This window comes from Bradyrhizobium tropiciagri (assembly GCF_001189845.1).
Taxonomy (GTDB): Bacteria; Pseudomonadota; Alphaproteobacteria; order Rhizobiales; family Xanthobacteraceae; genus Bradyrhizobium; species Bradyrhizobium tropiciagri.
Genome location: NZ_LFLZ01000014.1, coordinates 56667 through 80127 on the forward strand (window position 1 = coordinate 56667; position 23461 = coordinate 80127).

Consider the following 23461-nt stretch of genomic DNA (forward strand, 5'->3'; position numbering starts at 1 on the left):
CATCCCGCAGTAGCGAAGTTGAATAGACATTGTCAGCCAAAGCTATCGATGACTTCGGCTCTGATCGCGCTCGCGGTGTATAGTGAAATGTCGAGCGGAAGGCTCCCGAATGCAAGCTGGCAGAGTAGGTAGTTGGTACCTGCCTCTTCCATCTGGTTAAGAAGCTGCTGTCGGGCGGAAGCTGGCGTTCCGACGACGCACAATTGGCTCTCCAGCGCTGCATCGAACGACAGCGGCAGGGTCGGCGGTGTCGGAGTGGCGTTTAGCTCGTAAAGGAACTTAAAGCTATCCAACCATTGTCCATAAGCGGTTTCGGCAGCCGCATGAGCGTCTCCGTCAGATCTCGCAATCACGATCATACGAGCCAACCCCAGGAATGGCTCTCGATCGTCCGCGGCTGTGCAGCGCGCTCGACGGCAACGAAAAGCATCCGTAATGCTTCGGACAGCAGAGGCGGGGCCGACACACGCCAGATTTGCACCATTTGCCGCGGCCCATTCCGCTGATTCGGTCCGATTGCTGGCGATCCAGGTCGGTGGATAAGGTCGCTGATGAGGCCTCAAAGTTAAGGGTACACTGTTCAGCTCAAAATGGCTTCCTTGGTAGGATAACGTATCGCCCTTCAGCGCAACATTTAAGATTTCGCTGGCTTCCATATAGCGGCTTGGCGCCGCGCCTGCGCTGATGCCGAAATAGCCCCATTCGATCGGCTGGGAGCCGCGACCGATACCGAGTTCGAGCCTGCCGCCGCTCAATTGATCAAGCATGCAGATCTCTTCGAACACGCGCAATGGATGATAGAGGTTGAGCAACAGAACAAGCGGACCAAAGCGAAGCCTGCGGGTGCGCTGCGCAAGACTTGCTAGAAACAGGTTCGGCGAGGGCCCTCTGCCATGAGGGGTGCAGTGGTGCTCCGCCAGGTGATAAGCGTAAAAGCCCAGAGAATCACACGCCTCCGCCAGCTTGAGACGATCTTCATACTGTCGCGCAATATCGCGACCGTCGTCGTCCAAGTGGTCAAAGATTGCGCATGTCAGTCTTGAGGGAAGGCCGCTTTTCACTCGATCATCTCCGATTCTGGAATGGGAGTCCTGGTTGCTTTGTGCCTTCGGCCTCAAAGACGTGGCGCGCATCACTTGGCTGATCTGGCTATTCTGCGGGAGCTAACGCTCTGGGCTTGCGCCATGCAGCGTGGGCGTGAGAACCTGCATATTGGTTGCGACTACTTTGATAGGAGTTCGCGAAGTGCATCCACGCCAAGCATGTGCTCGACCAGAAGCTTCTTTAGCTTCGCGTTTTCCTCTTCCAGCGCGTTCAACCGCTTGGCGGCCGAAACGTCCATGCCGCCGAACTTGGCCTTCCAGTCGTAGATCGTCGCTTCAGAGAGCTTGTGTCTGTGAGCTAGATCAGCCGGTTTCGCACCAGCCCCATGCTCGTTCAGTATCGCGATAATTTGCTCTTCTGTGAATCTCGGTCGTTTCATCTGTCCGTTCCGTTTTGCACAGCACTTGCACTCGAAGTGCAGACAATATGCAATGTGACATCATCTGGCGCCCTTACGAAGCTTGGCTCAAAACACGCAGTAAATATTCCGAGTATCCGCGATGTCAGTTGGCGCGTTCCATCCTTCATGCCAAATGGATCGGCGGCTGTGCCCGAAAGTAGAACAACGTCCAGGGATGGGCAGTCCGATAGGAGAGCTGATCGAAGTCATGTCGATGTCAATGTTGTAACTCTGCCCGATTGTCGAGGCGCCATGCCTGAATTGCCGGCTGCCGGAATCAATGTGAGGTTGTTATCGACAATTCGCTTCACAACGAGCGGTGTCGCATCAAACTGGCCGGTGGTGGGATCGCGTTCGCAACGACCTTAAGTCTGACGTAAGTCGCTTGGGAGCGGTCGAGGCGCTGGCAGAATTGACGGGGAACGCGCTGGCGAAACAGCGATTGGATAGCAATCGCGTTTCGCGCAATGTGAGGTAGCCGGAAGTTGCGAAGTACAGTTGCATTTGTCAGCATGCGCGGTCGGCGGAGAGATTGCCGTGGCGGTTTGGTTGTCATGGCTGTTGTCGCTTGAGCGGAACGGCCGGAACTGCGCGGCATTCCCGATCAGACTGTTGTGGATATCTGACAGTGAAGCGTCGCAAGAACTGGCCTTAATCGGAATGCTATTTGTCTACCATCGGACGTAGCTCCTCCTCTACGTCGACGTCTGGTAATTCTGCGAGCGCTGCAGCGAGGGCGATAAGCGCTCCGAAAGCCGCGAGCACAAGAGAGCTCGCGAGTATAACGGCAGCAAGGTCCTGATGTCGTTTCATCATCTGTGTCGTGGCTGGGTTGGCGGAGAACGGCTGTGGATCGCGTCGATCAGTTCTGGTCGAGCACTTCAACACGCCCGTCGAGCCAGCGGTAAACCACAAAGCCTGGGCCTGCATTGTCTCCCTTGGTATTGAACCTGACCGGACCAACGGCTGTTTCGATCGGTCGTGAACGGAGTTCGGTTGCGACCCGCGCAGCATTGAGGGAACCGGCCCGCTTCACCGCCTCTGCCCACGCCTGAACTGCGGCATAGGCGTAAAGTGTGTAGCCTTCGGACGACAACTCGGAAGCCTTGAGTTTGGCCACGGCGTCGGCCGCATTGGCATTCGTTGCTATGTCGGGCATGAACGTAAATAGCGTGCCGTTTCCCGCGCTGCTGGTGATGCCCCAGAATTCGGAGGTCATCAACGGGTCGTTGGCCATGACGGTAAGGCCGGCCTCTGCTTCTGATGCCTGACGGATGATCAGCCCAATCTCGGTGTGATAACCGCCGATATAGGCGAGGCGTACCCCGTCCTTCTTCAATCTAGAGATCAGCGCCGTATAATCCTTTTCACCGGCTATATAGCTCTGCCGAATGACGTGTTCGCCGAATCCCTGAAGCTGTGCCTCAACCGCGTCGGCGATACCGTTGCCGGCGGTGCTCTTGTCGTCGAGCACTGCGATCTTGTCGCTATGGTAATGTCGGTGAATGTATTCAGCCGCAACGGTGCCCTGCTGGTCGTCGCGGCCGCAGATCCGAAACACGGTCTGGATGTTGCGTTCCGTTAGCTGAGGATTTGTCGAACCAGGTGATAATTGGATGATACCTGCTTCGGCATAGACGTCGGAGGCTGGGATGGACGAAGACGAGCAAAAATGACCGACGACCAGACGCACCTGAGCCATTGCGAGCTTATTTGCAACGGCGACCGCTTGCTTCGGGTCGCAGGCGTCATCAGCGACACTCAGTATCACCTTGGTGTCGGGAAGCAGGCCCGAAGCGTTCAACGCCTCGACAGCCGCGGCGGCGCCGTTGCGCATCTGCGCGCCGAACGCCGCGCTGCTTCCGCTCATTGGGCCGGCCACGGCAATATGAACGTCCGAAGCCCGCGCAGTCGAGGCGAGGGCACAGAAAAGGAAGGCTGCACCTGCAGCTGGAGTGTAAAACCTATTCAACACTGCAGAACTCCTAGTGCTCACCTCGATCTAAAGCCCAACTGTCTGCGGCCAGCGCGGGCCCGCAGGTAAGGATCGCCAAGCGAAGCATGCGTCAGCTCGGGCAACGACCATGGCGGAGCTTACAATTTGACGTTACGTGCGATTCAAGTCTTCCTTGATCGGGAGCTTCGCTCAATGCATCAGAGAAAGCGGCGGATCGCCGAGACCCTCGCAGAAAATCTGACCGGTGATTGGTAAAGCTGCCGCCGTGCATCAAAGCCGGCGGATCACGCCGAACCGCCATGACGATCGAGCCGGCCAAGCGGACTGGTCAAGCCGTCCGAAGCCGCCTTAGTGATCTCAGTATGGCTGATCCTCCAGGCCGGAGAGGGCAAGATCGAGATATTGCATGAGGCAGGGATCCCAACCAGCCAAACTGCGTGGGGCGCTTAGGCGTGCGAGGACCTTCAGGATCGTCGAAACCCGAGAATCCGCTCCAGCGATTTCGCCGATCAGCAGGCGCGCGGCAATCGCGACGGCTTTCGCGCGCTCGCCGCAAGGGTGTTCGCCTCTATCCATACAATCGCGGAGGTCGTCCCGAATGCGTCGCCATCGCTCCTCGCGCTCTGCAGCCAACTTGCATGTGCATCGGGATGTTTGACTACGTGTCTCAACCCGCGACATGGCGTCCAAGGCGGCAGGTAGCTCATCCACGCTGACCTGAACGTCACTGTCGGTCGTCATGTTGCGCAATCGATCTCGCAGCAGCGTTGCTCGAGCAACTTGAAGCTCTATACGCTCCAAATGCTTGCGCAATAGGTCGGTCAGTGAAGTCGTTCCCTCCATAGCTTTACGGATCTCGTAAAGGGAGAAGCCGAGCTCACGTAGCGCCCGGATCTGATGAACCCGCTGGATGCTTTCGCGGTCGTACATCCGATGGCCGCCGTCCGTGCGCTCTGAAGCGGCTAACAGGCCGGTATGTTCATAATGATGCAGCGTGCGTACCGTCACTCCGGTCGCTTCCGCAAGTTCGCCAATGCGCCATCGACGCCGTCTTGGTGTAGCTTTGCTCATGTTGTTCAATTTCAAAGCCTACAACCTGACGTCACGTTGGATTCAAGCCATTTCAAAGCTCTAGCTGGATCGTTTTCCATTCCAGCGCAGGAGTGGTGACTATCCTTAGAACGGCGCGCGATCAACCCTGAGGGGAAATGGTGATCAACAGGTTCGTTAAGCATGCCAGCTGAGCGTCGCTGGCCGCTGTGCGCTCCAGGATGAGTTTGGCGATCGCCGTTCGATTTTCCGGAGTTCGCATTGATGGCGGCAGCGCGGAGACTGCCCTGTCAAAAAGATTTCCTAAGACAGAAAGCTCTTCGGGATCGAATACTCCACTGTATTGCTCCAACGTACGGCTCCTTGTTCGTCATTGCGTCGGCATAGCGCACCTCGTCAAGACGTTTGGCCGAGGTGCGGCCAAAAGAAGTCAGACCGGCGGCGCAGAGGGACGAAGATGCGATGCGCTCTCGGGTGATGCGACAGAGCAACACGCGCGTGCGATGCCTTGCTTCGACGGAGCGAGTCCAACATTCATATGCACAATCAATTGGCGCTGCGTTCGCTGTGGTGCTGGGTCTCCGACGAGTCCGGATCGTCCGCTCATTATTGCGAGCGCCACGACCGATTCGCCGCGTTGATGTGATTAGCCGCCGAGCCGATCCTGCCGTCTCGAGAGCGGCGCGGCCGCAAGCCGGGCTTGCAATGCGCCAGCATAGCTTTGGCGCGAGCACGTAGCGACCTCTCTGTCTCTCAAAGCCGGGCTAATGCTCGAGCGACCGCTTTACGTCGAGCCCGTCGCCGGTGCGAGAAGGACGGCCTCGGGCTTGTGAGGGTCGTCAACTATGAGGGGCTTTGACGAGAGACAATGAGTTCGAGCGAGACGATCCGAAATTGCACGCGTTGGGACACGGTCCGGGGGCCGGGTTCGCTCACCTTTGCTAACGTCCTTACGCTAACGGCGAGACCGATCGTGCGAAGGGGCCGGCATCATCCGCTTGTTCCGAAGCGCTAATGCTGAATGCCTCTTCACGCGCAGTTGCTATGCGAGCTGCTTCCTGCAGCAATATCTCTCTCAGCCAGATGCTTTCTGGACTGCTGTTATTAAGGACTGGCCATTGGACTGCCTCGGTGAAGGTGGGGAATGGCTGGGGAAGCGTGGCAATCCGAAGCGGCGCGGTTCTTTGAAAATGCTTTGCGAGCCTTAAGGGCATGGTCCCTATGCGGCCTGTGCCCACTAGCAGGGGTGGGATCATGCTGAAGCTCTGCACAAGAATATCGATGCGCCGATTGAGGCCGAGATCGAGTAACAAGGAATCCTCGACGAAGGTCTTGCGTGCGCCTCCGAGCTTGACCGCAACGTGGCCCATCGACATATACCGATCAAATGTCAACCGCCTCAGTAGGTGACTATTCGTGTGGCAGCCCACGCAAACGAGACTCTCCTCGAACAAGGCCGCTCTGGGGTGTGTATCGGACATGAATAGTTCCGGCAGGATGACAAAATCGACCTCGCCGCGCCGAAGTAGCTCATCGTGTTCATCGGTGAGCGTCACCAGCTCGAACCTGACATTGGGTGCTTCTCGCGCGACGCGCTCCACGACGTGGCGGAAGAATACGACGGTTATGAAATCTGACAGGCAGATCCTGAACCGCCGGGTCGATCGGGCAGGGTCGAAGGCCTCCCGCGCGATAATCGAGTGCTGAATGTGCATCAGCGCCTCACGAACCGGAGCGGCGAGTCCCTCCGCGCGTGGGGTCAGGACAAGTTCTCGTCCTCTCATTACAAACAACTCGTCACCAAAATAGGAGCGCAGGCGGGCGACAGCTGCACTCATAGCGGGCTGGCTAAGGCTGATCTTACGTGCCGCCGCAGTCAGGCTGCGCTCGGTCATTAGAGCATCGAGCGCGACGAGAAGATTGAGATCCAGTCCTTTGAAACGCATATCTTCTTGTCCGGCGCAAACGTGCTTGCGGTGTATAAACGACCGGCCGCGGCCACGTCTGGGGCGGTCTCACCGGCTGGTCCGAATCGGTTTCGTCCGACCTTGCGATCGCGAGAGGAAGGTCGCGGAATCATCGCAACAATGGACAGTTCGGCCGTTGGCGGACATCAGAGGCCGGAAACCGTTACAAGCCCGTAGCTAATAGGCTCGCCGCTCCCGCGCGCGTCGTAACAAGACCCGGTCTTAACTATTGGCACCAGTCCAAGTTGTTCCGCCAAAGCCGTGAGTTCGGCTGTGCGCCCGGTCGACCGCCGCTTAACGCAGCGCGAGCCAAGGCGCGCAGCCTACAACCTCACGCAGCGTGGGATTCAAGCGAATAATTGAACGGGCCGGACATTTGCACACCAATAAGGATTATGTACCGCAGTAACGCTGGGTGTCCGTCGACCTGTATCGCCGGTATCCCAACCTCAGCCGGAACATTATTACGCGCTCGACCTGCCAAGCCCTCGGAGCGCTTGGTCATCGAACGTCAGGCGTCTGCAACATCGCGCGTCGAGAAATGGAAAGCGTCGGCGGAGAATTAATGGCGTGCCGCAATACTCGAGACACGGCCGGAATCGCCTTATGCTGAACTTAACATCGCCTGCGAGTAGATGTCTCGAGATGCCCCGATGCGATGTTGGATGCCTCTTCCAACAATATTCGCCTCATCCAAACACTCGCTGCGTCGGTGTTGTGGAACGCAGGCCATTGCAATGCTTCGGTGAATGTGGGCAGAGGCAAGGGTGGTGCGACAATCCGCACGGGCATCCGCTTTTCGAAGTGCCTAGCGAGTCGCAAAGGCATCGTGCCGATACGGCGGGTGTCCAATATTATGGGTGGGATAAGGCTAAAGCCTTGCACTACCACCTCGATCCGTCTCTTTAGGCCGTGTTCAAGCAAAAACCATTCTTCCAGGTTGGGCCTCAGCGCCCGTCCGAATTTGGCCGTAACGTGACCCATCGAAAGGTATTTTTCGAATGTCAGTTGTCGTGACAGCTGCTTGTTCGTGCGGCATCCCACGCATACGAGAGTCTCGTCGAACAGCGTCGCCTTGGGATGAGCGCTCGACATAAACAACTCCGGCAGAATGAGAAAGTCGACCTCACCCCGGCGGAGCAACTCGTCGGGCTCATCCGAAAAGGGCAGCAATTCAAAGCGCACAGCCGGGGCTTCCTGTGCGATACGGTCCATAATTCGTCGAAAAAAGACGATTGTCATGAAATCGGAGAGAATGACCCTGAAGCGACGGCTGGACTGAGCAGGGTCGAACGAATCTCGCGAAATAATCGAAATTTGGATGTGCAAGAGGGCCTCGCGAACGGGACCCGCGAGCGTTTCCGCGCCCGGTGTCGGGACGAGCTCTCGACCGCGCATCGTGAAAAGTTCGTCGCCGAAGTAGGTGCGCAGCCGCGCGATTGCCGCGCTCATAGCGGGCTGGCTCAGGTTAATTTTACGCGCCGCGGCGGTGAGGTTGCGCTCGGTCATCAGAGCATCGAGCGCAACGAGCAGGTTTAGATCGAGTCCTTTGAATCGCATCTTTTGAGTCTATCCATCGTGTGGATGCATTCTATCGAAACAATCGATTTTACCAAACTGCGGGATGTTGGATAGCAAACATCAGTTTGGAAAATGGTCGGAACACCAGGATGGCTGTCGGTCGTGCGCGGACTCTGGACAACCCCTTGAACGCGAGCAGCTGCTGTCGGCTTCTTGGGCGGTTATTCAACGCGAAGGCGTACGAGTGGCGTCGGTCTTGACCAGCGCAACCCGCGTATCCGTTGCAACGCGAAGCGCTCGGTAAACCTTCGTATGTGTATTCCAACCCTTTCCATATCGGCGGTTTACCCGCGTACACTTGAGGGCCGGATCAGCATCGCCCTAGTGTCACGATACAGCGGCAGGCGCAGATTGCGGATGCCAAATAGATCTGGCGACAGTCCATTGGCTCGACTGTCAATCGCATTCGGGGCGTGTCGAAGATGCATGAGAACCAAGTTGATCTGGTGTCACTGGGACACTCCCTCAACGAGGTGGTCCGCATCGATGGTCAGGTCACTAGCGGCAAAGCGCCGATGGCCGTCATAGACGAGGCAGAAGGGCTCCATGGTGCAGATAACATCTGCACGATCAAATCGCCCCGTCCGTACGCCTTCGGCACAGCATTCGGTCGGAATGACAAGCCTCAATGGAGCGATCAGCTGATCGCACACAAAGGCGCCACCCCAAGCGATCTGCTCCGGCGCCGGGCGCGCAAAGGAGAACCGGCATCCAACAAAACGCGACGGCGCATTTCTCGATCGATCTGCGTCCGGTGAGTGAGTTTGTGTGACAGACCCCGCTCTTGAGATTATTCGCGTAGGAAATCCTGCCATGAACATTGTCGCATCTCGGGCCACGGAAGCTCCTTCCGCGCGTACTCAAGTTCATTGGAGCGTTCGCTGGGAAAACGAGCTGCGGCTTACCGAGCATGCCGAGCTCGCCGAATTTTTTCGCAAGAGTTACGGGCCGACCGGTGCTTTCAATGCGCAGCCATTTGAAGGCAACAGAAGTTGGGCCGGCGCTAGGCCTGAGGTCCGCGTGATTGGTCGCGACGCCCATGGCGTAGCTGCTCACGTCGGGCTACTGCGCCGCTTCATCAAGATTGGTGCAGTCGATCTACTCGTGGCAGAACTTGGGCTGTATGCCGTGCGGCCGGATCTCGAGGGACAGGGAATCAGCCACGCGCTGCGGGTGATGTATCCTATACTGCACGAACTTGGAGTCCCGTTCGGCTTCGGGACGGTCCGGCCGGCGCTTGAGAAGCATCTTACCCGACTCGTGCAAAGGCAGGGCCTCGCCACCCTCATGTCGGGCCTGCGCGTCCGCTCTACGCTTCCGGATGTCTATCCAAATTTGTCGCCGATCCGCATCGAAGAGGTGATCGTGGTGGTATTCCCGGTTCAAAGCGCGATCAGCGAGTGGCCCGCCGGCGCAATGATCGATCGGAACGGGCCCGAGCTGTGAAGGAGCTTGTCCCGGTGTCTGCCGTTCCTTGCGACTACGCTGATGTGAGCGGAAGCTTTCCTGTCTATTTGACCTTTGACGATGGGCCAAATCCATTCTGCACGCCAGAGGTTCTCGATGTGTTGACGCAACATCGGGTGCCAGCGACGTTCTTCGTGATCGGCACCTACGCAGCCGAGCAGCCCGAGCTCATTCGACGGATGATCGCGCAAGGCCACGAGGTGGCGAACCACACGATGACGCATCCGGATCTGTCCAGATGTGGGCCGGCCGAGGTGCGTGGTGAGGTGCTAATGGCTAGCGAGGCAATTCGTGCGGCATGTCCGCAAGCCGCGCCCAGGCACATGCGGGCGCCCTACGGTAAATGGACCGAAGAGGTGCTCGCTACGTCGGCGCAGGCTGGCCTTACGGCTGTGCACTGGTCGGTCGATCCGAGGGATTGGTCCCAGCCCGGGGTGGACAGAATTGTGACTTCGGTGCTCCGAGCCGTTCGACCGGGTTCGATTGTTCTCCTGCACGACGGATATCCTCCTGATGAGGACGGGTCGTGCGCTGATGCAACTCGGCGGGATCAGACGGTTAGAGCGCTCTCTTACATGGTTCCAGCACTACAACGCCGCGGCTTCGTGATCCGCCCGCTCCCTCAGCTTCACTGAACAACAATCGGCACCCTATGGACCTGCTCGCTACAACCAGCGCCGTCGCGGTTTCGTCTTACGCGCTGCTCTCGACCATCTACAAAAGCGCGCAGGCGCTGTATGCGCAGCGGGGGAATACCCCATCGTTCCGGAGCGATCTGGGACAATCTGCGTTGGCTCTGCCAAGTGTGGATATTATCGTGCCTTGCTTCAACGAGAAGCCGGACACGCTCGCCCAGTGTTTGGATTCGCTCGCCAAGCAAGACTACGAAGGAGAGCTGCGGGTCTATGTGGTCGACGATGGCTCGGCAAATCGCGACGTTGTGGGGCCTGTACATAAGATCTATGCCAACGATGCGCGCTTCAGCATCATCTTGCTTGCCAGGAATGTTGGCAAGCGCAAAGCGCAGATCGCCGCAATACGCGGCTCGTCCGGTGACTTGGTGCTTAACGTCGATTCGGACACGATACTGGCCGCTGACGTGGTCACCAAGCTTGCGGCGAAGATGCGGGACCCCGACATTGGTGCCGCGATGGGCCAGTTGGTAGCGAGCAATCGCAACGATACATGGCTGACCAGTCTGATCGACATGGAGTACTGGTTGGCGTGCAACGAAGAGCGCGCGGCGCAAGCTCGCTTCGGTGCGGTCATGTGCTGCTGCGGTCCATGTGCGATGTATCGTCGCTCTGCTCTTGCCCTGCTGCTTGATCAGTACGAAACGCAGTTCTTTCGCGGCAAGCCGAGTGATTTCGGCGAGGATCGGCATCTAACGATTCTCATGCTCAAGGCGGGTTTTCGAACTGAGTATGTCCCGGACGCGATCGCAGCAACAGTCGTCCCTGACACTCTCGGGCCATACCTGCGTCAGCAGCTGCGCTGGGCGCGCAGCACCTTTCGCGATACGTTTCTCGCATTGCGTCTGCTGCCGGAACTCGATGGCTACCTCACACTGGACGTTGTCGGGCAGAATCTTGGCCCACTGCTACTCGCCCTTTCAGCACTGGCTGCGCTTGCCGAGCTTGCAGTCGGCGGATCTGTACCCTGGTGGACGGGCCTGACCATCGCGGCGATGACGATGGTTCGGTGCAGTGTAGCTGCACTTCGGGCGGGGGAATTGCGATTTCTCGGCTTCTCGCTCCACACACCGATAAACATCTTTCTTTTACTGCCACTCAAAGCGTATGCCCTTTGTACATTGAGCAACAGCGATTGGCTGTCGCGCACGATCGTCAGCGAGCCGACTGAAGGAGATGAGCGGGCGGTCCTGCCGGCGCCGAACAGTGCAGCAGGTCCTGTGGCTACAGGGGGGGCTTCTGGCACAATTCCGAAGCCGGTGGTTCCTCACCGTCCATCGCGCTTGGCGGCGCCGCAGAGTATTTGCGGTCGGAAACGATCGAGCGGGTATAAGTAGGTCGATCGGCGCATGACTGTGTACAAGAACCATCAATTACTGGAACGCGAGCTCGCTGTGGATGATCCATGGCATCTCGACAGCAGTGCGTTCGAGCAGGAACGGTACGCGCAAATACTCCGGATGTCGTCTTGCAATGGGGGTGTCGAGCATGCCCTCGAGGTCGGATGCGCAGCCGGGGCATTCACGGAAATGCTTGCACCGCGTTGCCAACGCCTAACGGTGGTCGATGTCATGCCGCAGGCGATCGAACGGGCGCGCCTGCGGACCGGGCATCGGTCACATATAAATTGGATAACCTGCAATATTCAGCAGTTTTCGACCACAGAGAAGTTCGATCTGATCGTCGTCGCCGAGGTTCTCTACTATCTCAATGACGTTTCCGAGATGCACGCGGCGGTCCGCAACCTGGTGAGCATGCTTGCCCCAGACGGCGCTCTGGTGTTCGGGTCCGCGCGTGATGCCACCTGTCGACACTGGGGTCATGCCGCTGGTGCCGAGACGGTGATCTCTCTCTTCAAGGAGAGCTTGTTGGAGGTGGAGCGTCTGCACTGCCAAACCACATCGGTCAACGAAGACTGCTTGCTCGTCCTGTTCCGGAAGTCGGGGCAGTCGTTAAAACACTCAATTGTCGGTCATTAGATCAGGGGGTCGTATGCGCATCTGCGGCATCAAATTAACACATGACGGCGCAATTGCTCTCGTCGAGGACGGGCGGCTCGTCTTTTGCACCGAGCAGGAAAAGCGCGGTAACAACGCACGCTATCAATCCATCGACAACCTCGATGATGTCGTGCGTGTGTTGGCGGAGCATGGTCTTGATCCGCGAGACATTGATCAGTTCGTCATCGATGGCTGGGATGGAGAGATCGAGTCGCGGTTCCAGATCCTTAGTGGAGCGGTGCCGATCACGCTGAAAGGGGGGCCATATGTCGAGCGTCATGCTGAGGGCCTTCTTGATTCCGTCGAAGGCTTTGGCCTGATCCTCGGCGACAAGGTCTTTCCCTATAAAAGTTACCCGCACGTCACGGGCCACGTTGCGTCAGCCTATAGCACCAGCCCCTTTGCCAGTACCGGAAAACCCGCGTTCTGTCTGGTATGGGACGGCTCCATCTTTCCCCGCCTTTATTATGTCGAACCTCGCGGCGCGCGGCTCGTGGGATCCCTGTTTCCCATGATTGGTCAGGCCTATGCTGCCGCCGGCCTTCACTTCGGGCCTTACAGGCAGCCGAGCCGCACCAGTTGGGATTTGGGCATCGCCGGCAAGCTGATGGCGTACATCGCGCTTGGCTCTGTCGACGAAGGCGTTGTCGCAGTGTTTCAAGAACTCTACGAGAAGCGCTTTGCCGCGGACACGGAGCAGGCTCGTCGCTACCGCGCAGACATCCACAATCCGGAAGCATTACTTTCGGCCACGCACGAGTTTTTCGAGGCAAGCGCATTGCGCCTTACGGGCAAACGAGCGGAGGACATCCTTGCCTCGTTCCATACGTTCCTGGAACGTCTTCTGGTTCGGGAAATCGCGATGGTTCTGTTGCAGCACTCATCTCTTCCGGGCGCGCGAAATCTATGTGTGGCAGGAGGGTGCGGTCTCAACATCAAGTGGAATAGTGCGCTTCGCGCGACGGGCCTGTTCGATGAGGTGTGGGTACCGCCTTTCCCGAATGACAGCGGCTCGGCAATAGGTGCTGCTTGCGCGGCGATGGCGGCGCGAAATGGGTTTGGACCGTTGGAATGGTCGGTTTACAGCGGTCCCGCTCTGCAGGCCACCGAGGGGGTCTCGGAATGGGAGGCCGAGCCGTGCAGTCTGCGTGAGCTTGCCGCCATTCTCGCCGACAACAAGCCGGTAGTGTTCCTGTCCGGGCGCGCCGAGCTGGGTCCGCGCGCGTTGGGCGGCAGAAGTATTCTGGCGGCTCCGACGTCACCGGCTATGAAGGATCATCTCAACGACATTAAGTGTCGTGAGCACTTCCGACCGGTGGCGCCGATCTGCTTGGAGGATCGCGCGCCAGACATATTCAACCCAGGTACGCCGGACCCCTACATGCTGTTCGATCATCAGACCAGGGCGGAATGGTGCGACAAGATTCCCGCTGTCATCCATCTGGACGGTTCGGCGCGACTGCAGACAATCTCCCGCAGCTCTCCACACAAAGTCGCTGAGCTTCTCGTCGAATTCGAGCGCCTTACAGGGCTTCCGTTGCTCTGCAACACGAGCGCGAACTTGAACGGGCGTGGATTCTTTCCGGACGCCGCGGCGGCCTGTCAATGGGGGCGCGTTGAGCATGTGTGGTGTGACGGCCAGCTTTGGACTAAGCCGGTCATAAGGAAGCAACCGCCGGCCAAACGGCTCCAGTCGGCCTAAGATGAGCATGTCCACGGTAGCAATCGACCTTGCCGGCGTCAGAAAGTCATTTGGCGGCAGAACTATCGTCGATGAACTGTCGTTCTCGGTTGCCCGCGGAGAGTGCTTTGGTCTACTCGGGCCAAATGGAGCCGGCAAGAGCACGATCGCCCGTATGCTCCTCGGCATGATCTCGCCGGACGCAGGCAAGATAATGGTACTCAATGAACCTGTACCGGCGCGCGCTCGTGTCGCACGCATGCGGATCGGTGTCGTACCGCAGTTCGACAACCTTGAGCTTGAGTTTACCGTACGCGAGAATCTTCTGGTGTTTGGTCGCTATTTTGGCATGAGCGCCCGCAAGATCGAGGCCGTCGTACCGTCGCTGCTCGAGTTCGCGCGGCTCGAAACCAAGGCGAACGCACGGGTCTCAGAACTGTCGGGTGGCATGAAGCGGCGACTGACCTTGGCACGCGCGCTAATAAATGACCCGCATCTGCTCGTGATGGACGAGCCGACGACTGGTTTGGATCCGCACGCCCGCCACCTGATTTGGGAGCGTCTGCGAGTTCTACTGGCGCGGGGCAAGACGATTCTCTTGACCACTCACTTTATGGAAGAGGCCGAACGCCTCTGCGATCGGCTGTGTGTCCTCGAGGGTGGACGCAAGATCGCCGAAGGCAAGCCAGATGTGCTAATCGACGAGCATATTGGCTGCAACGTGGTCGAAATCTATGGAGGTGATCCACATCAGCTCCGCGAGCTGATCAGGCCCCATGCGCGGCACATCGAAGTGAGTGGAGAGACGCTCTTCTGTTATGCGCCATATCCGGAGCAGGTCCGCGTGCAACTGCGGGGACGAGCGGGACTTCGTGTTCTGCAGCGCTCCCCAAATCTCGAAGACGTGTTTTTGCGGTTGACCGGGCGCGAGATGGAGAAGTGAGTGATGGGTGAAAGTTATGCGGCGGTGATGCCCACTAACGCGTACAACTGGATCGCGGTATGGCGCCGGAACTTCCTAGCATGGAAGAAAGTGGCGCTTGCATCGATTCTCGGCAACCTCGCAGATCCCTTGACCAATCTGTTTGGCCTCGGCTTTGGCCTTGGGCTGATCGTGGGGCGCGTTGAGGGGACGTCGTACATCGCGTTCCTGGCGGCAGGCATGGTCGCGACCAGTGCCATGACGTCCGCGACCTTTGAAACCTTGTATGCAGCCTTTGCACGCATGGACGCCAAGCGTACCTGGGAAGCAATCCTCTCCACTGAGCTCACGCTTGGCGATATCGTTTTGGGTGAACTGGTGTGGGCGGCCAGTAAGTCCGTTCTGGCCGGAACAGCGATCGGGATCGTCGCTGTCACGCTGGGTTATGCATCATGGCTATCCATTCTATATACGATGCCAACAATCGCCCTTACTGGCCTTGTCTTCGCCAGCCTGGCCATGGTCGTCATATCTCTCGCGCCAAGTTACGATTACTTCGTGTTTTACCAGACACTTGTTCTTAGTCCTATGGTGTTCTTGTGTGGCGTGGTCTTTCCGACGAGCCAACTGCCCGGCTCATTTCAGCATTTCGTCGGCTTGTTACCTCTCGCACATTCGGTCGACCTTATTCGCCCAGCGATGCTTGAACGCGGTGTCGACAGTGCTGTCCTGCATGTTGCTGCGCTCTGCGTTTACACGGTCTTGCCCTTTTTTGCGTCGATAGCAGTATTTCGGCGCCGTCTGCTGCGTTGACGTGAGTTCAGCGAGAATGGAGAAATTCACAGTCAGATGCGTCGTGCGGTAGCTCGGGATGACCTGGTCTGTCGCAGCGGCCGGTGCAATGGACTTGAGAGGCCGCGATCGAGCAAGGTCTCTGGCCGTCTGTTCGGTCGATCGGTGCTGACGGCTGCACCGCTACATTCTGAGCGCCTGTCGCTAAGCGCCGAGACGGATTTGCAAAGTTGTATTGTGTTGTCTGGCCCGCGCACCCGACGGAGCGTGATCGCACAGATTGGATAGGTGGAACGCAGTTGTCGTTCCGCCATGATCAAATGGAGAGCTGGATGTTGTGCCTAGGAATAAGTGGTGGTCTTGACAGAATCTATGAAAGCTCGCCGGAGCTGCCGAGTACATTTCTTCACGATGGCGCTGCGGTTCTTGTGCAGGATGGCCGCGTGATTGCTGCCGTCGAAGAGGAGCGCCTCAACCGCGTCAAGCACTCCAACAAGTTGCCGAGCAACTCCATCCGATACTGCCTTTCTACCGCAGGAGTTGAGCTCGGCGAGATCGACCGTATCGCGTTCTACGCGACTGAAGCCTACTGCAATACAATGCTCGAGCGTCTTTCTGTTTCCAAGCCCGTTCCGTTGGACGCCAAACTGTTGATGCGCCAGCTGCTGGCACGGGAGTTCGACGCCGAGATCGATCCGTCGCGGCTTTCCTTCGTAAATCACCATGAAGCGCATGCCGTGAGCGCGTTTGCCATGTCGGGGTTCGAACAAAGTCTCATTTTTACGATCGACGGTAGTGGCGATTTTCTCTCCGGCTTATTGGCGGTGGGGTCTGGCATCGAAATTGCGCAACTTGCAAGCTTCCCGGAACGTAACTCCCTGGGGCTGTTCTATCTCGAGACGATCCGATATCTCGGCTACGGGTTGTTCGACGAGTACAAAGTGATGGGGCTTGCCCCGTATGGTGATCCCGCTCCCTATCGCGAACTCTTCGCGCAGTTCTACGAGTTGTTGGACAAGGGTGGCTATCGCGTTCACCTGGATCGGATCGCTCCGGCCCTGGTCCGCCACATCGAGGTTCGGCGAAAAGGAATGCCATTCACCCAACAACATCGAGATGTCAGCGCTTCGTTGCAGGAGGCGCTGGAGCGGATCGTGTTTCACATCCTGCGGCACCATCGTGAAGCGACAGGCATAGCACGCTTGTGCCTGGCTGGAGGGGTAGCCCATAATTGCACGCTGAACGGTAAGCTGCTTTATTCCGGGCTATTTGACGACATCTTTGTTCAACCCGCGGCGCACGACGCCGGTTGCGCGCTCGGCGCTGCATTGATCGTGTCAAATGAGCTGGGCAGGCCGGCGCCGCGCGAGCGACTGCCGGACGTTTATTGGGGGCCCGATCTCGGCAATGAGCAAGCCGTGGAGCGTGAGCTCAACGCATGGTCAGGCCACCTCGACATTCAACGAAGTGATGACATAGCATCCAGTGCGGCAGACTGGATGGCAAATGGCGCTGTAATCGGCTGGGTTCAGGGCCGCTCTGAGTTCGGCCCACGTGCGCTTGGTAACCGCAGCATTCTTGCGGACCCGCGGCCAGCCGATAACAAGAACCGAATTAACGAGATGGTCAAAAAGCGCGAGAGTTATCGTCCGTTTGCGCCGTCTGTACTGGTAGAGCATGCGAGCGAGTTCTTCGAGCTTCCAGGCGGCACGAGGGAGCTGCCGTTCATGAACTTTGTGGTTCGCGTGCGTGAAGCCCAGCGTAGCGTGCTCGGTGCGATCACGCACGTTGACGGGACCGCTCGGCTGCAAACGGTGTCGCGCGAGACAAACCCCGCTTATTGGGATTTAATCAACGAGTTCAAGAAGCGAACTGGAATACCGATTCTTCTAAACACGTCGTTTAACAACAATGCCGAGCCGATCGTTGATTCGGTGTCAGACGCGATCGTTACGTTCTTGACGACCGATTTGGACGGACTTGTGGTCGGGCCGTTCCTGGTCAAGAAGCGGACGGCAACATTGCAGGATTGGAGCGCACTGGGCGTTTCATTGCCACCCTATGCATCGCTTCATCGTGTCCGCTCTCACGTAGCGGTAGATCGTCAGGAGACGGTCTGCGAGATCCGCACGGGACATTCCGCCTACGATAGTATGCGCATCTCACATGAGCTTTTCGAGATGTTGATGCGGGTCGAGGGCGAGGCGTCGCTCGGCTGTCTGCTCGACGCAACCATGCTGGGCCAGGACAAGCGTGAAGATCTCGTGAAGGAATTGCGGCTCGTGTGGGAGCTGCGAGGCATTCGTCTGCATCCGCCGCGCGCGGCCTGCGACCGCAATAAAGTGTAAAGCAAAACATAGCCGTAACTCATGAGCATGGCCATGCCTATGCCTGCATGTGAGGAGGCCAGGCCGTCCGACGCACGGAGGGGGCATCGGCCATCCGGCTGAAATCGGCACGTCGCCGCAACACCGCTCAAGAAAAGACGGAAAGTGTTGCGAGATCTCGGCGCATCACGGATAGCACTGATATGAAGTTCTACCGACGCAGCTCGCCGGCACCGCAATTTCAGACCGCGACGTCGGACGAGATGATACATGAGACGTCTGCAATGGCGTCTTTTGTCCAACCAGGAGCCCGGGAAGAGGCCATGCAGAGCGGTTCGAAGAATGATAGGTTCGTAGTGTCCCGACGACGTACGGGATTCGGCGACTGCCTGTGGTCGCTGGCGGCTGCTTGGCGTTTTGCACAGCGGACCGGGCGGAACCTGGTCATCGATTGGCGGGGGTCTTGTTATCTCGACCAGCCGTTCATCAATGCCTTTCCAGTGTTCTTTGAACCGGTTCAGGACATTGCCGGCGTACGGGTGATTTGCGACGACCAGATCAATCAGCGCTCGTTTCCAGGACCATTCTTTCCGAGTTGGTGGAATAAGCCATCGATCGACTGCGTCTATCGGCCGGACGAGCAAATTTTCCGAGAGCGCGACGAACTCGATCAACTGTTTCAAAGCCAGCAAGACAGCGATGCGAACACTGTCGTTTGTGACGCCTGCCTGATGTGGCGCTGCGATCAAGAAGCAGAACGAGAAATCTTTCGGAGCATCAAACCACGCCCTGAGAGTCAGGCCCGGATTGATGCCATTTATCGCGAGCACTTTGAGCCATACAGTATGATCGGCATTCATGTTCGACACGGCAACGGCGAGGACATTATGGGGCATGCTCCGTATTGGACCGATCCGGAGCGCGCCCTGCGACAGGTCTGTAATGCGATTGAAAGGGCCAAGGCGTTGCCGCACACAAAGCCCGTGAGGGCGTTCCTGTGCACGGACAGCGCGCACGTCCTCGAGCAGGTTTCGGCGATATTTCCTGATGTTTTCACGATTCCCAAGCGCTTCAAGCCGCCTCAGGCCGGACCGTTGCACAGCGGGGCGCTCGGAGCCGAGGGCGGCTTTGCCGCCCTTACCGAAATGTATCTCCTCGCGCGGTGCGACACTGCAATCCGTTTTCCTCCGACAAGCGCTTTCACACGCTATGCACGCCTGTTTGTGCCACGCGTCATAGAGTTCGACCTAAACGATCCGGGCCGACTAATCTTGATTGAAGAATCCTCCCAAGAGGTCGTGACGGCATGAACGTCGTAGCTTGCCTCATTGATTTGATGGCCGCTCTTTGCATCAAAAAGTGCTATCACGTGTTTTCCGGGCGTAAAATCGTTGGCGAAGTGGCCGCTGGCAGCGAGGTTACCCTGGAGGACGCTAACCCTCGGGAGTGCGAAGCGCGACATCGATCAACAATTGCCCCGCCGCGCTAAAAAGGTGCGCGCCAATCTCCGTCTTCGCCTCGCGCGAACCTTGGGAATTTGGCTGGTCCTGACGTCGGACAAGGCTGCGCTCCCATATCACCGCGGCCGACGTTAGAGGGGATGGTATGCATTGATGCTTGCTCCTTGGGAGGTCGAGCAGCGCCATGCTCTGAAAAATGAGCCAACAGTGCCTCCTTTCCAGGACCTCGAAGGCGCGGGTGTGGCTTGAGACAGTCTGATGCCAGGAGCGTTCCGCCGTTGGCAGCTGAAGTGTAGGACGTAGAAGATGCTGGGCCCGCTGAGCGCGCATCTTCGTCTTCCGCGGTCGCCGGAGCGATCTTGTGAAGGTGGCACGCGTGGCGGGGAGTATACTTGTTCACCAAAAGGCTAGGGAGAAGGAAGAATCATCGGGTCATCGGTCGCGGGTGAACCGTAAACGATGTCTCCGGCGTAGCTGAACTATCTGCTGGCCAGGATCGATTGGCGCAACAGCCCTCAAGGCCGTCTGCCGCTCGCTCGCCCAACTGACGCAGGCGCGACCGGGGACGCCGTTCAGACAATCAGCGCACCGGCTCACGATGCGCGAAAGGAATTCGCGGCGATATGCGACTGCCAGTGCGTGTCAGGTCGGGCAGCTGTAGGGAAATCGGACGTGCCAGGATGATAACGTCAGTTTCGGATCGCTGAACGGCGCGGCTAACAGGCCCGACCGTACCGACCGATCGTTGCTCCGCGACAAATGCTGCCCAGCTGTCGGATTCGCGGTTGCGCAAGCAGGAAAGAGCGCGCGCTTCCAGGCCCGTATCCATCCAGGCGAGCGCGTGGTTCCGACATTTTTGTTGCTAACATGCCATTGTTGTCGCAAAGCGAATGCGCCGTTGCGAACCTGCCAAGCGTTCTGCGACACCAGGCCGCAAAGCCGGAGCGGCGTTGCCTCGGTTATGGTGGCCCAATTCCTGCTTGGAGTGCGCGAGCACGCAACAGGAGAGGGGGTGGCGTGGGTCTCGATTTGCCAAATGACGATCTGATCCCGAGCCCGCTGCTGGCGATGCACTCGACTTGTCCGTTTCATGCCGATAAAGCCGGCGTGCATCGAGGAGAAGGGAAGACGATGCTTCTAACCGGCGCATCGCGCGGAATTGGTCACGCTACTGCCAAGCTGTTTTCAGAAGCCGGCTGGCGTATCATTTCTTGCGCGCGCCAGCCGTTCGACGGCGAGCGCTGCCCGTGGGAATCAGGGAACGAGGATCATGTCCAGATCGACCTCAGCGACCATCGAATGCTGCCGCGCGCGGTGAGCGAGGTGAAGAAACGGTTGAGCGGCGGAGTGTTGCACGCCCTGGTGAATAATGCCGGGATTTCGCCGAAAACACCTAATGGGGACCGGCTAACGTCTTTGACGACGTCCATCGAGACTTGGATGAGGGTCTTCCATCTCAATCTCGTGGCTCCGATCCTGCTGGCGCAGGGTTTGTTTGACGAGCTGAGAGCTGGGTCAGGATCGATCGTCAATGTGACTTCGATCGCCGGATCGAAGGTGCATCCGTTTGCTGGAAGTGCCTATGCGACGTCGAAGGCGGCGCTTGCAAGTCTCACACGCGAAATGGCACATGATTACGCGCCGCACGGCATTCGTGTGAATGCGATCGCTCCCGGCGAAATCGCGACGGACATGTTGTCGCCCGAAACCGAAGCGCGTCTTGTGCCCACTATCCCGCTGCGCAGAGTGGGAACGCCCGATGAGGTGGCCAAGGTCATCTTCTTCCTGTGCTCAGATGCTGCGAGCTACGTCACGGGAGCCGAGCTGCCGATCAACGGTGGGCAACATCTGTGATCGGCCTCGCCTTGCGAGGCAGCTGACTTGAGCTGCAGCAGTGGAACGTGCGTTCTACGCTGACGTCGGGCATCCATTCCGCAAAAGAAACGCACTGAAAGTTTATCGTCGTGCCACGAAAAGCTGTTACGCTTCTACGGCGTCTCGTCAACACTTGGCCCTAGATCGAGAATGACATGCCTAACGAAGCTCGCAAACCGGAACAAGTCGCCAGGGAGGATGATCAAAACAACGGAGACCGCCTCATGCTGCATATCGCTTCCGCACGCGAAAGACCTGCCTCAGAAGTGGAGCCGCAACGCGAGTTCTCCGTCGAGCCATTGCGCGAGAGCGCACTGACCGGCATCTTCGAAATATCGAAGATACTGACCGCTCCTTGCCGGCTTGAAGTCACCTTGGCCCACGTTCTCGAGCTTCTGCAATCGTTTGTGCAGATGCGACACGGCATCGTCTCACTGTTCGACGATGACGGGATGCCAGACATCACCGTGGGCGACGGCTGGAGCGAAGGCAGCGACGAACGGTACCGGATGCGCTTGCCCCGGAAGGCGATCAACCAAATCGTCGCGGAGGACCGGCCTCTTGTCGCCGAGGATGTGGCAGCCGAGCCGGCATTCAGCGCTGCCGACCTCGAGGTGCTGGGCGCCTCGGATAATACACCCGTCTCGTTCATCGGAGTGCCAATTCGCATCGACTCCAAGGTCGTTGGTACGCTGACAGTCGACCGTATCCGCGACGAAAGGTCGAGTCTCCGGCTCGATTACGACACACGGCTGCTTGCCATGATCGCCAATTTGGTGGGACAGACAGTGAAGCTGCACCGCTTGTTCGCCTGCGACCGCGAACGGCTGATGGTGGAGAAGGACCGGCTACAAAAGCAATTGTTTGAGCTTAGGCAACCTGCACGGGATCGTAAGAAGGTCCACGTTCATGGCATCATTGGCGACAGCCCGGCGCTCCGTGGGCTTCTCGAGAAGATCGCGATCGTAGCCAAATCGAACAGCACGGTTCTACTGCGCGGTGAATCCGGGACCGGAAAGGAACTGGTAGCCAAAGCCATTCACGAGTCGTCATCTCGAGCCAAGCGGCCCTTCGTCAAACTGAATTGCGCGGCGCTGCCTGAGACGGTCCTGGAGTCCGAATTGTTTGGCCATGAAAAAGGTGCCTTCACCGGCGCGTTCAGCTCGCGCAAGGGGCGCTTCGAGCTTGCTGACAAAGGGACACTATTTCTAGACGAGATCGGCGAGATTTCGGCGCCGTTCCAGGCGAAATTGCTGCGAGTTCTGCAAGAGCAGGAGTTCGAGCGCGTCGGCAGCAACCAGACCATCAAGGTCGATGTTCGTGTCATAGCAGCGACCAACAGGAACCTGGAAGAGGCCGTAGCAAAGAGCGAATTTCGCGCAGACCTTTACTATCGGATCAGCGTCGTTCCTTTGCTCCTGCCGCCGCTGCGTGAGCGGCGCAGCGATATTCCGCTGCTGGCCAGCGAGTTTCTCAGGAACTTCAATAACGAGAACGGGCGTACGCTGACCTTGGATGCGAGCGCGATTGATGTGCTGATGAATTGCGGCTTTCCCGGGAATGTCCGAGAGCTCGAAAACTGCATTCAGCGCACGGCGACGCTGTCCGCCGGGCCAGCGATCGTGAGAAATGATTTCGCTTGTTGCCACGGTCAATGTCTTTCCGCCATGCTGTGGAAAAGTACATCGGAGGAGATGATCATGCCGGCGGTCCCGAGCGCGCCGGTACTGGCTAAGTCGATCACTCCGCTACCTGAAGCGACCGCGCCGGCTCCGCCAGGCGGCAGCGAGTTGGCCTCGCTGGCTGCTCCTCCCGGCACAGTCCTCGTAAGTGGCGCGAAGATCGCCGATCGCGAGCGAGTCATTGCAGCCATGGAAAAATCTGGATGGGTGCAGGCAAAAGCAGCGCGCTTGCTGGGGCTAACGCCGCGTCAGATTGGTTACGCGTTGAGGAAATACGGAATCGAGATCAAGCGGTTTTGAGCGCAAGGATCTTGGCGTCACTTACCTAACGTTTCCGGCGGCGGCACGGCGCTGTCGCGGCTTCGACGCATGTCGGTATTCGTCCCTCACAAAACCGGGCCAGGTCGCTCGATCGGCTCCGTCCAGGCCTTTGTAATGGCGAGCACAGTCCAAGGAGAGTCGTTGTGGTACGAGACTTGCTGTTCTCTTCGCGGTGTCGTAACT

18 protein-coding genes and 1 pseudogene are annotated in these 23461 nt (G+C 58.2%); 12 read left to right on the forward strand and 7 right to left on the reverse strand.

The genetic code is table 11. The features are described from left to right. Positions 1 to 32 precede the first annotated feature (32 nt). From AKN84_RS14155 to nodD1, 7 genes and pseudogenes are all read right to left on the reverse strand, one after another. Positions 33 to 1061 (reverse strand): LLM class flavin-dependent oxidoreductase, encoded by a 1029-nt coding sequence (locus AKN84_RS14155; RefSeq protein ID WP_050421371.1) that lies wholly within the window; start codon positions 1059 to 1061, stop codon positions 33 to 35. A gap of 164 nt (positions 1062 to 1225) precedes the next feature. Continuing rightward, positions 1226 to 1483, reverse strand: a pseudogene (locus AKN84_RS14160) (transposase); the annotation flags it as partial. 883 nt (positions 1484 to 2366) lie between these two features. Further along, entirely contained in the window at positions 2367 to 3374 is a 1008-nt protein-coding gene (locus AKN84_RS14165) for a branched-chain amino acid ABC transporter substrate-binding protein (protein ID WP_244485094.1), read from the reverse strand. A 444-nt stretch (positions 3375 to 3818) separates the two neighbouring features. Next, positions 3819 to 4532 carry a MerR family transcriptional regulator gene (locus tag AKN84_RS14170; RefSeq protein WP_193399655.1) on the reverse strand — a complete coding sequence of 238 codons (714 nt, stop codon included), beginning with the start codon at positions 4530 to 4532 and terminating at the stop codon, positions 3819 to 3821. A 121-nt stretch (positions 4533 to 4653) separates the two neighbouring features. After that, entirely contained in the window at positions 4654 to 4863 is a 210-nt protein-coding gene (locus tag AKN84_RS45265) for a hypothetical protein (RefSeq protein ID WP_128970782.1), read from the reverse strand. Positions 4864 to 5461: 598 nt separating this feature from the next. Beyond that, positions 5462 to 6457: a LysR family transcriptional regulator gene (locus AKN84_RS14175; protein WP_050421315.1), complete on the reverse strand. Its 996-nt coding sequence runs from the start codon at positions 6455 to 6457 to the stop codon at positions 5462 to 5464. A gap of 636 nt (positions 6458 to 7093) precedes the next feature. Then, a complete protein-coding gene (gene nodD1 / locus AKN84_RS14180; protein WP_050421316.1) occupies positions 7094 to 8038 on the reverse strand; it encodes a transcriptional regulator NodD1 in 945 nt (314 codons plus the stop codon). 443 nt (positions 8039 to 8481) lie between these two features. Between nodD1 and AKN84_RS45270 the strand changes: the two genes are divergently transcribed. The 12 genes from AKN84_RS45270 to nifA all read left to right on the forward strand — a co-directional run bounded on the left by AKN84_RS45270 (position 8482) and on the right by nifA (position 23257). Further along, entirely contained in the window at positions 8482 to 8817 is a 336-nt protein-coding gene (locus AKN84_RS45270) for a hypothetical protein (RefSeq protein ID WP_128970783.1), read from the forward strand. Between the two features lie 55 nt (positions 8818 to 8872). Beyond that, a complete protein-coding gene (locus AKN84_RS14185) occupies positions 8873 to 9505 on the forward strand; it encodes a NodA family N-acyltransferase (protein WP_050421317.1) in 633 nt (210 codons plus the stop codon). Further along, the gene (gene nodB, locus AKN84_RS14190; protein WP_050421318.1) at positions 9502 to 10161 is read left to right on the forward strand and encodes a chitooligosaccharide deacetylase NodB; all 660 of its coding nucleotides are present in this window, start codon (positions 9502 to 9504) and stop codon (positions 10159 to 10161) included. Before AKN84_RS14185 ends, nodB begins: the two co-directional genes overlap by 4 nt. Positions 10162 to 10178: 17 nt before the next feature. Continuing rightward, the gene (nodC, locus tag AKN84_RS14195) at positions 10179 to 11555 is read left to right on the forward strand and encodes a chitooligosaccharide synthase NodC (protein WP_128970784.1); all 1377 of its coding nucleotides are present in this window, start codon (positions 10179 to 10181) and stop codon (positions 11553 to 11555) included. A 12-nt stretch (positions 11556 to 11567) separates the two neighbouring features. After that, complete coding sequence (nodS, locus tag AKN84_RS14200; RefSeq protein WP_050421319.1) at positions 11568 to 12197, forward strand: nodulation methyltransferase NodS; 630 nt, start codon at positions 11568 to 11570, stop codon at positions 12195 to 12197. 13 nt (positions 12198 to 12210) lie between these two features. After that, positions 12211 to 13920: a nodulation protein NodU gene (gene nodU / locus AKN84_RS14205; protein ID WP_050421320.1), complete on the forward strand. Its 1710-nt coding sequence runs from the start codon at positions 12211 to 12213 to the stop codon at positions 13918 to 13920. Between the two features lies 1 nt (position 13921). Next, a complete protein-coding gene (gene nodI, locus AKN84_RS14210; protein ID WP_128970785.1) occupies positions 13922 to 14842 on the forward strand; it encodes a nodulation factor ABC transporter ATP-binding protein NodI in 921 nt (306 codons plus the stop codon). A gap of 3 nt (positions 14843 to 14845) precedes the next feature. Continuing rightward, on the forward strand, positions 14846 to 15634 hold the full coding sequence (locus AKN84_RS14215) for an ABC transporter permease (protein WP_050421373.1): 789 nt from the start codon (positions 14846 to 14848) through the stop codon (positions 15632 to 15634). 311 nt (positions 15635 to 15945) lie between these two features. Beyond that, positions 15946 to 17961 (forward strand): carbamoyltransferase family protein, encoded by a 2016-nt coding sequence (locus tag AKN84_RS14220; RefSeq protein ID WP_050421374.1) that lies wholly within the window; start codon positions 15946 to 15948, stop codon positions 17959 to 17961. A gap of 182 nt (positions 17962 to 18143) precedes the next feature. Continuing rightward, on the forward strand, positions 18144 to 19250 hold the full coding sequence (locus AKN84_RS14225) for a nodulation protein NodZ (RefSeq protein WP_128970786.1): 1107 nt from the start codon (positions 18144 to 18146) through the stop codon (positions 19248 to 19250). Between the two features lie 1167 nt (positions 19251 to 20417). After that, complete coding sequence (locus AKN84_RS14235) at positions 20418 to 21254, forward strand: SDR family NAD(P)-dependent oxidoreductase (RefSeq protein ID WP_050421322.1); 837 nt, start codon at positions 20418 to 20420, stop codon at positions 21252 to 21254. A gap of 176 nt (positions 21255 to 21430) precedes the next feature. Next, a complete protein-coding gene (nifA, locus tag AKN84_RS14240) occupies positions 21431 to 23257 on the forward strand; it encodes a nif-specific transcriptional activator NifA (RefSeq protein ID WP_050421323.1) in 1827 nt (608 codons plus the stop codon). The last annotated feature ends 204 nt before the right edge of the window (positions 23258 to 23461 follow it).

Excerpts from the sequence above, each read along its gene's own strand:
- AKN84_RS14165 (WP_244485094.1), bottom strand. The coding sequence starts at position 3,374 with ATGAGCGGAAGCAGCGCGGCGTTCGGCGCGCAGATGCGCAACGGCGCC.
- AKN84_RS14170 (WP_193399655.1), bottom strand. The coding sequence starts at position 4,532 with ATGAGCAAAGCTACACCAAGACGGCGTCGATGGCGCATTGGCGAACTT.
- AKN84_RS14175 (WP_050421315.1), bottom strand. The coding sequence starts at position 6,457 with ATGCGTTTCAAAGGACTGGATCTCAATCTTCTCGTCGCGCTCGATGCT.
- nodD1 (WP_050421316.1), bottom strand. The coding sequence starts at position 8,038 with ATGCGATTCAAAGGACTCGATCTAAACCTGCTCGTTGCGCTCGATGCT.
- AKN84_RS45270 (WP_128970783.1), top strand. The coding sequence starts at position 8,482 with ATGCATGAGAACCAAGTTGATCTGGTGTCACTGGGACACTCCCTCAAC.
- AKN84_RS14185 (WP_050421317.1), top strand. The coding sequence starts at position 8,873 with ATGAACATTGTCGCATCTCGGGCCACGGAAGCTCCTTCCGCGCGTACT.
- nodC (WP_128970784.1), top strand. The coding sequence starts at position 10,179 with ATGGACCTGCTCGCTACAACCAGCGCCGTCGCGGTTTCGTCTTACGCG.
- nodS (WP_050421319.1), top strand. The coding sequence starts at position 11,568 with ATGACTGTGTACAAGAACCATCAATTACTGGAACGCGAGCTCGCTGTG.
- nodU (WP_050421320.1), top strand. The coding sequence starts at position 12,211 with ATGCGCATCTGCGGCATCAAATTAACACATGACGGCGCAATTGCTCTC.
- nodI (WP_128970785.1), top strand. The coding sequence starts at position 13,922 with ATGAGCATGTCCACGGTAGCAATCGACCTTGCCGGCGTCAGAAAGTCA.
- AKN84_RS14215 (WP_050421373.1), top strand. The coding sequence starts at position 14,846 with ATGGGTGAAAGTTATGCGGCGGTGATGCCCACTAACGCGTACAACTGG.
- AKN84_RS14220 (WP_050421374.1), top strand. The coding sequence starts at position 15,946 with ATGTTGTGCCTAGGAATAAGTGGTGGTCTTGACAGAATCTATGAAAGC.
- AKN84_RS14225 (WP_128970786.1), top strand. The coding sequence starts at position 18,144 with ATGAAGTTCTACCGACGCAGCTCGCCGGCACCGCAATTTCAGACCGCG.
- nifA (WP_050421323.1), top strand. The coding sequence starts at position 21,431 with ATGCCTAACGAAGCTCGCAAACCGGAACAAGTCGCCAGGGAGGATGAT.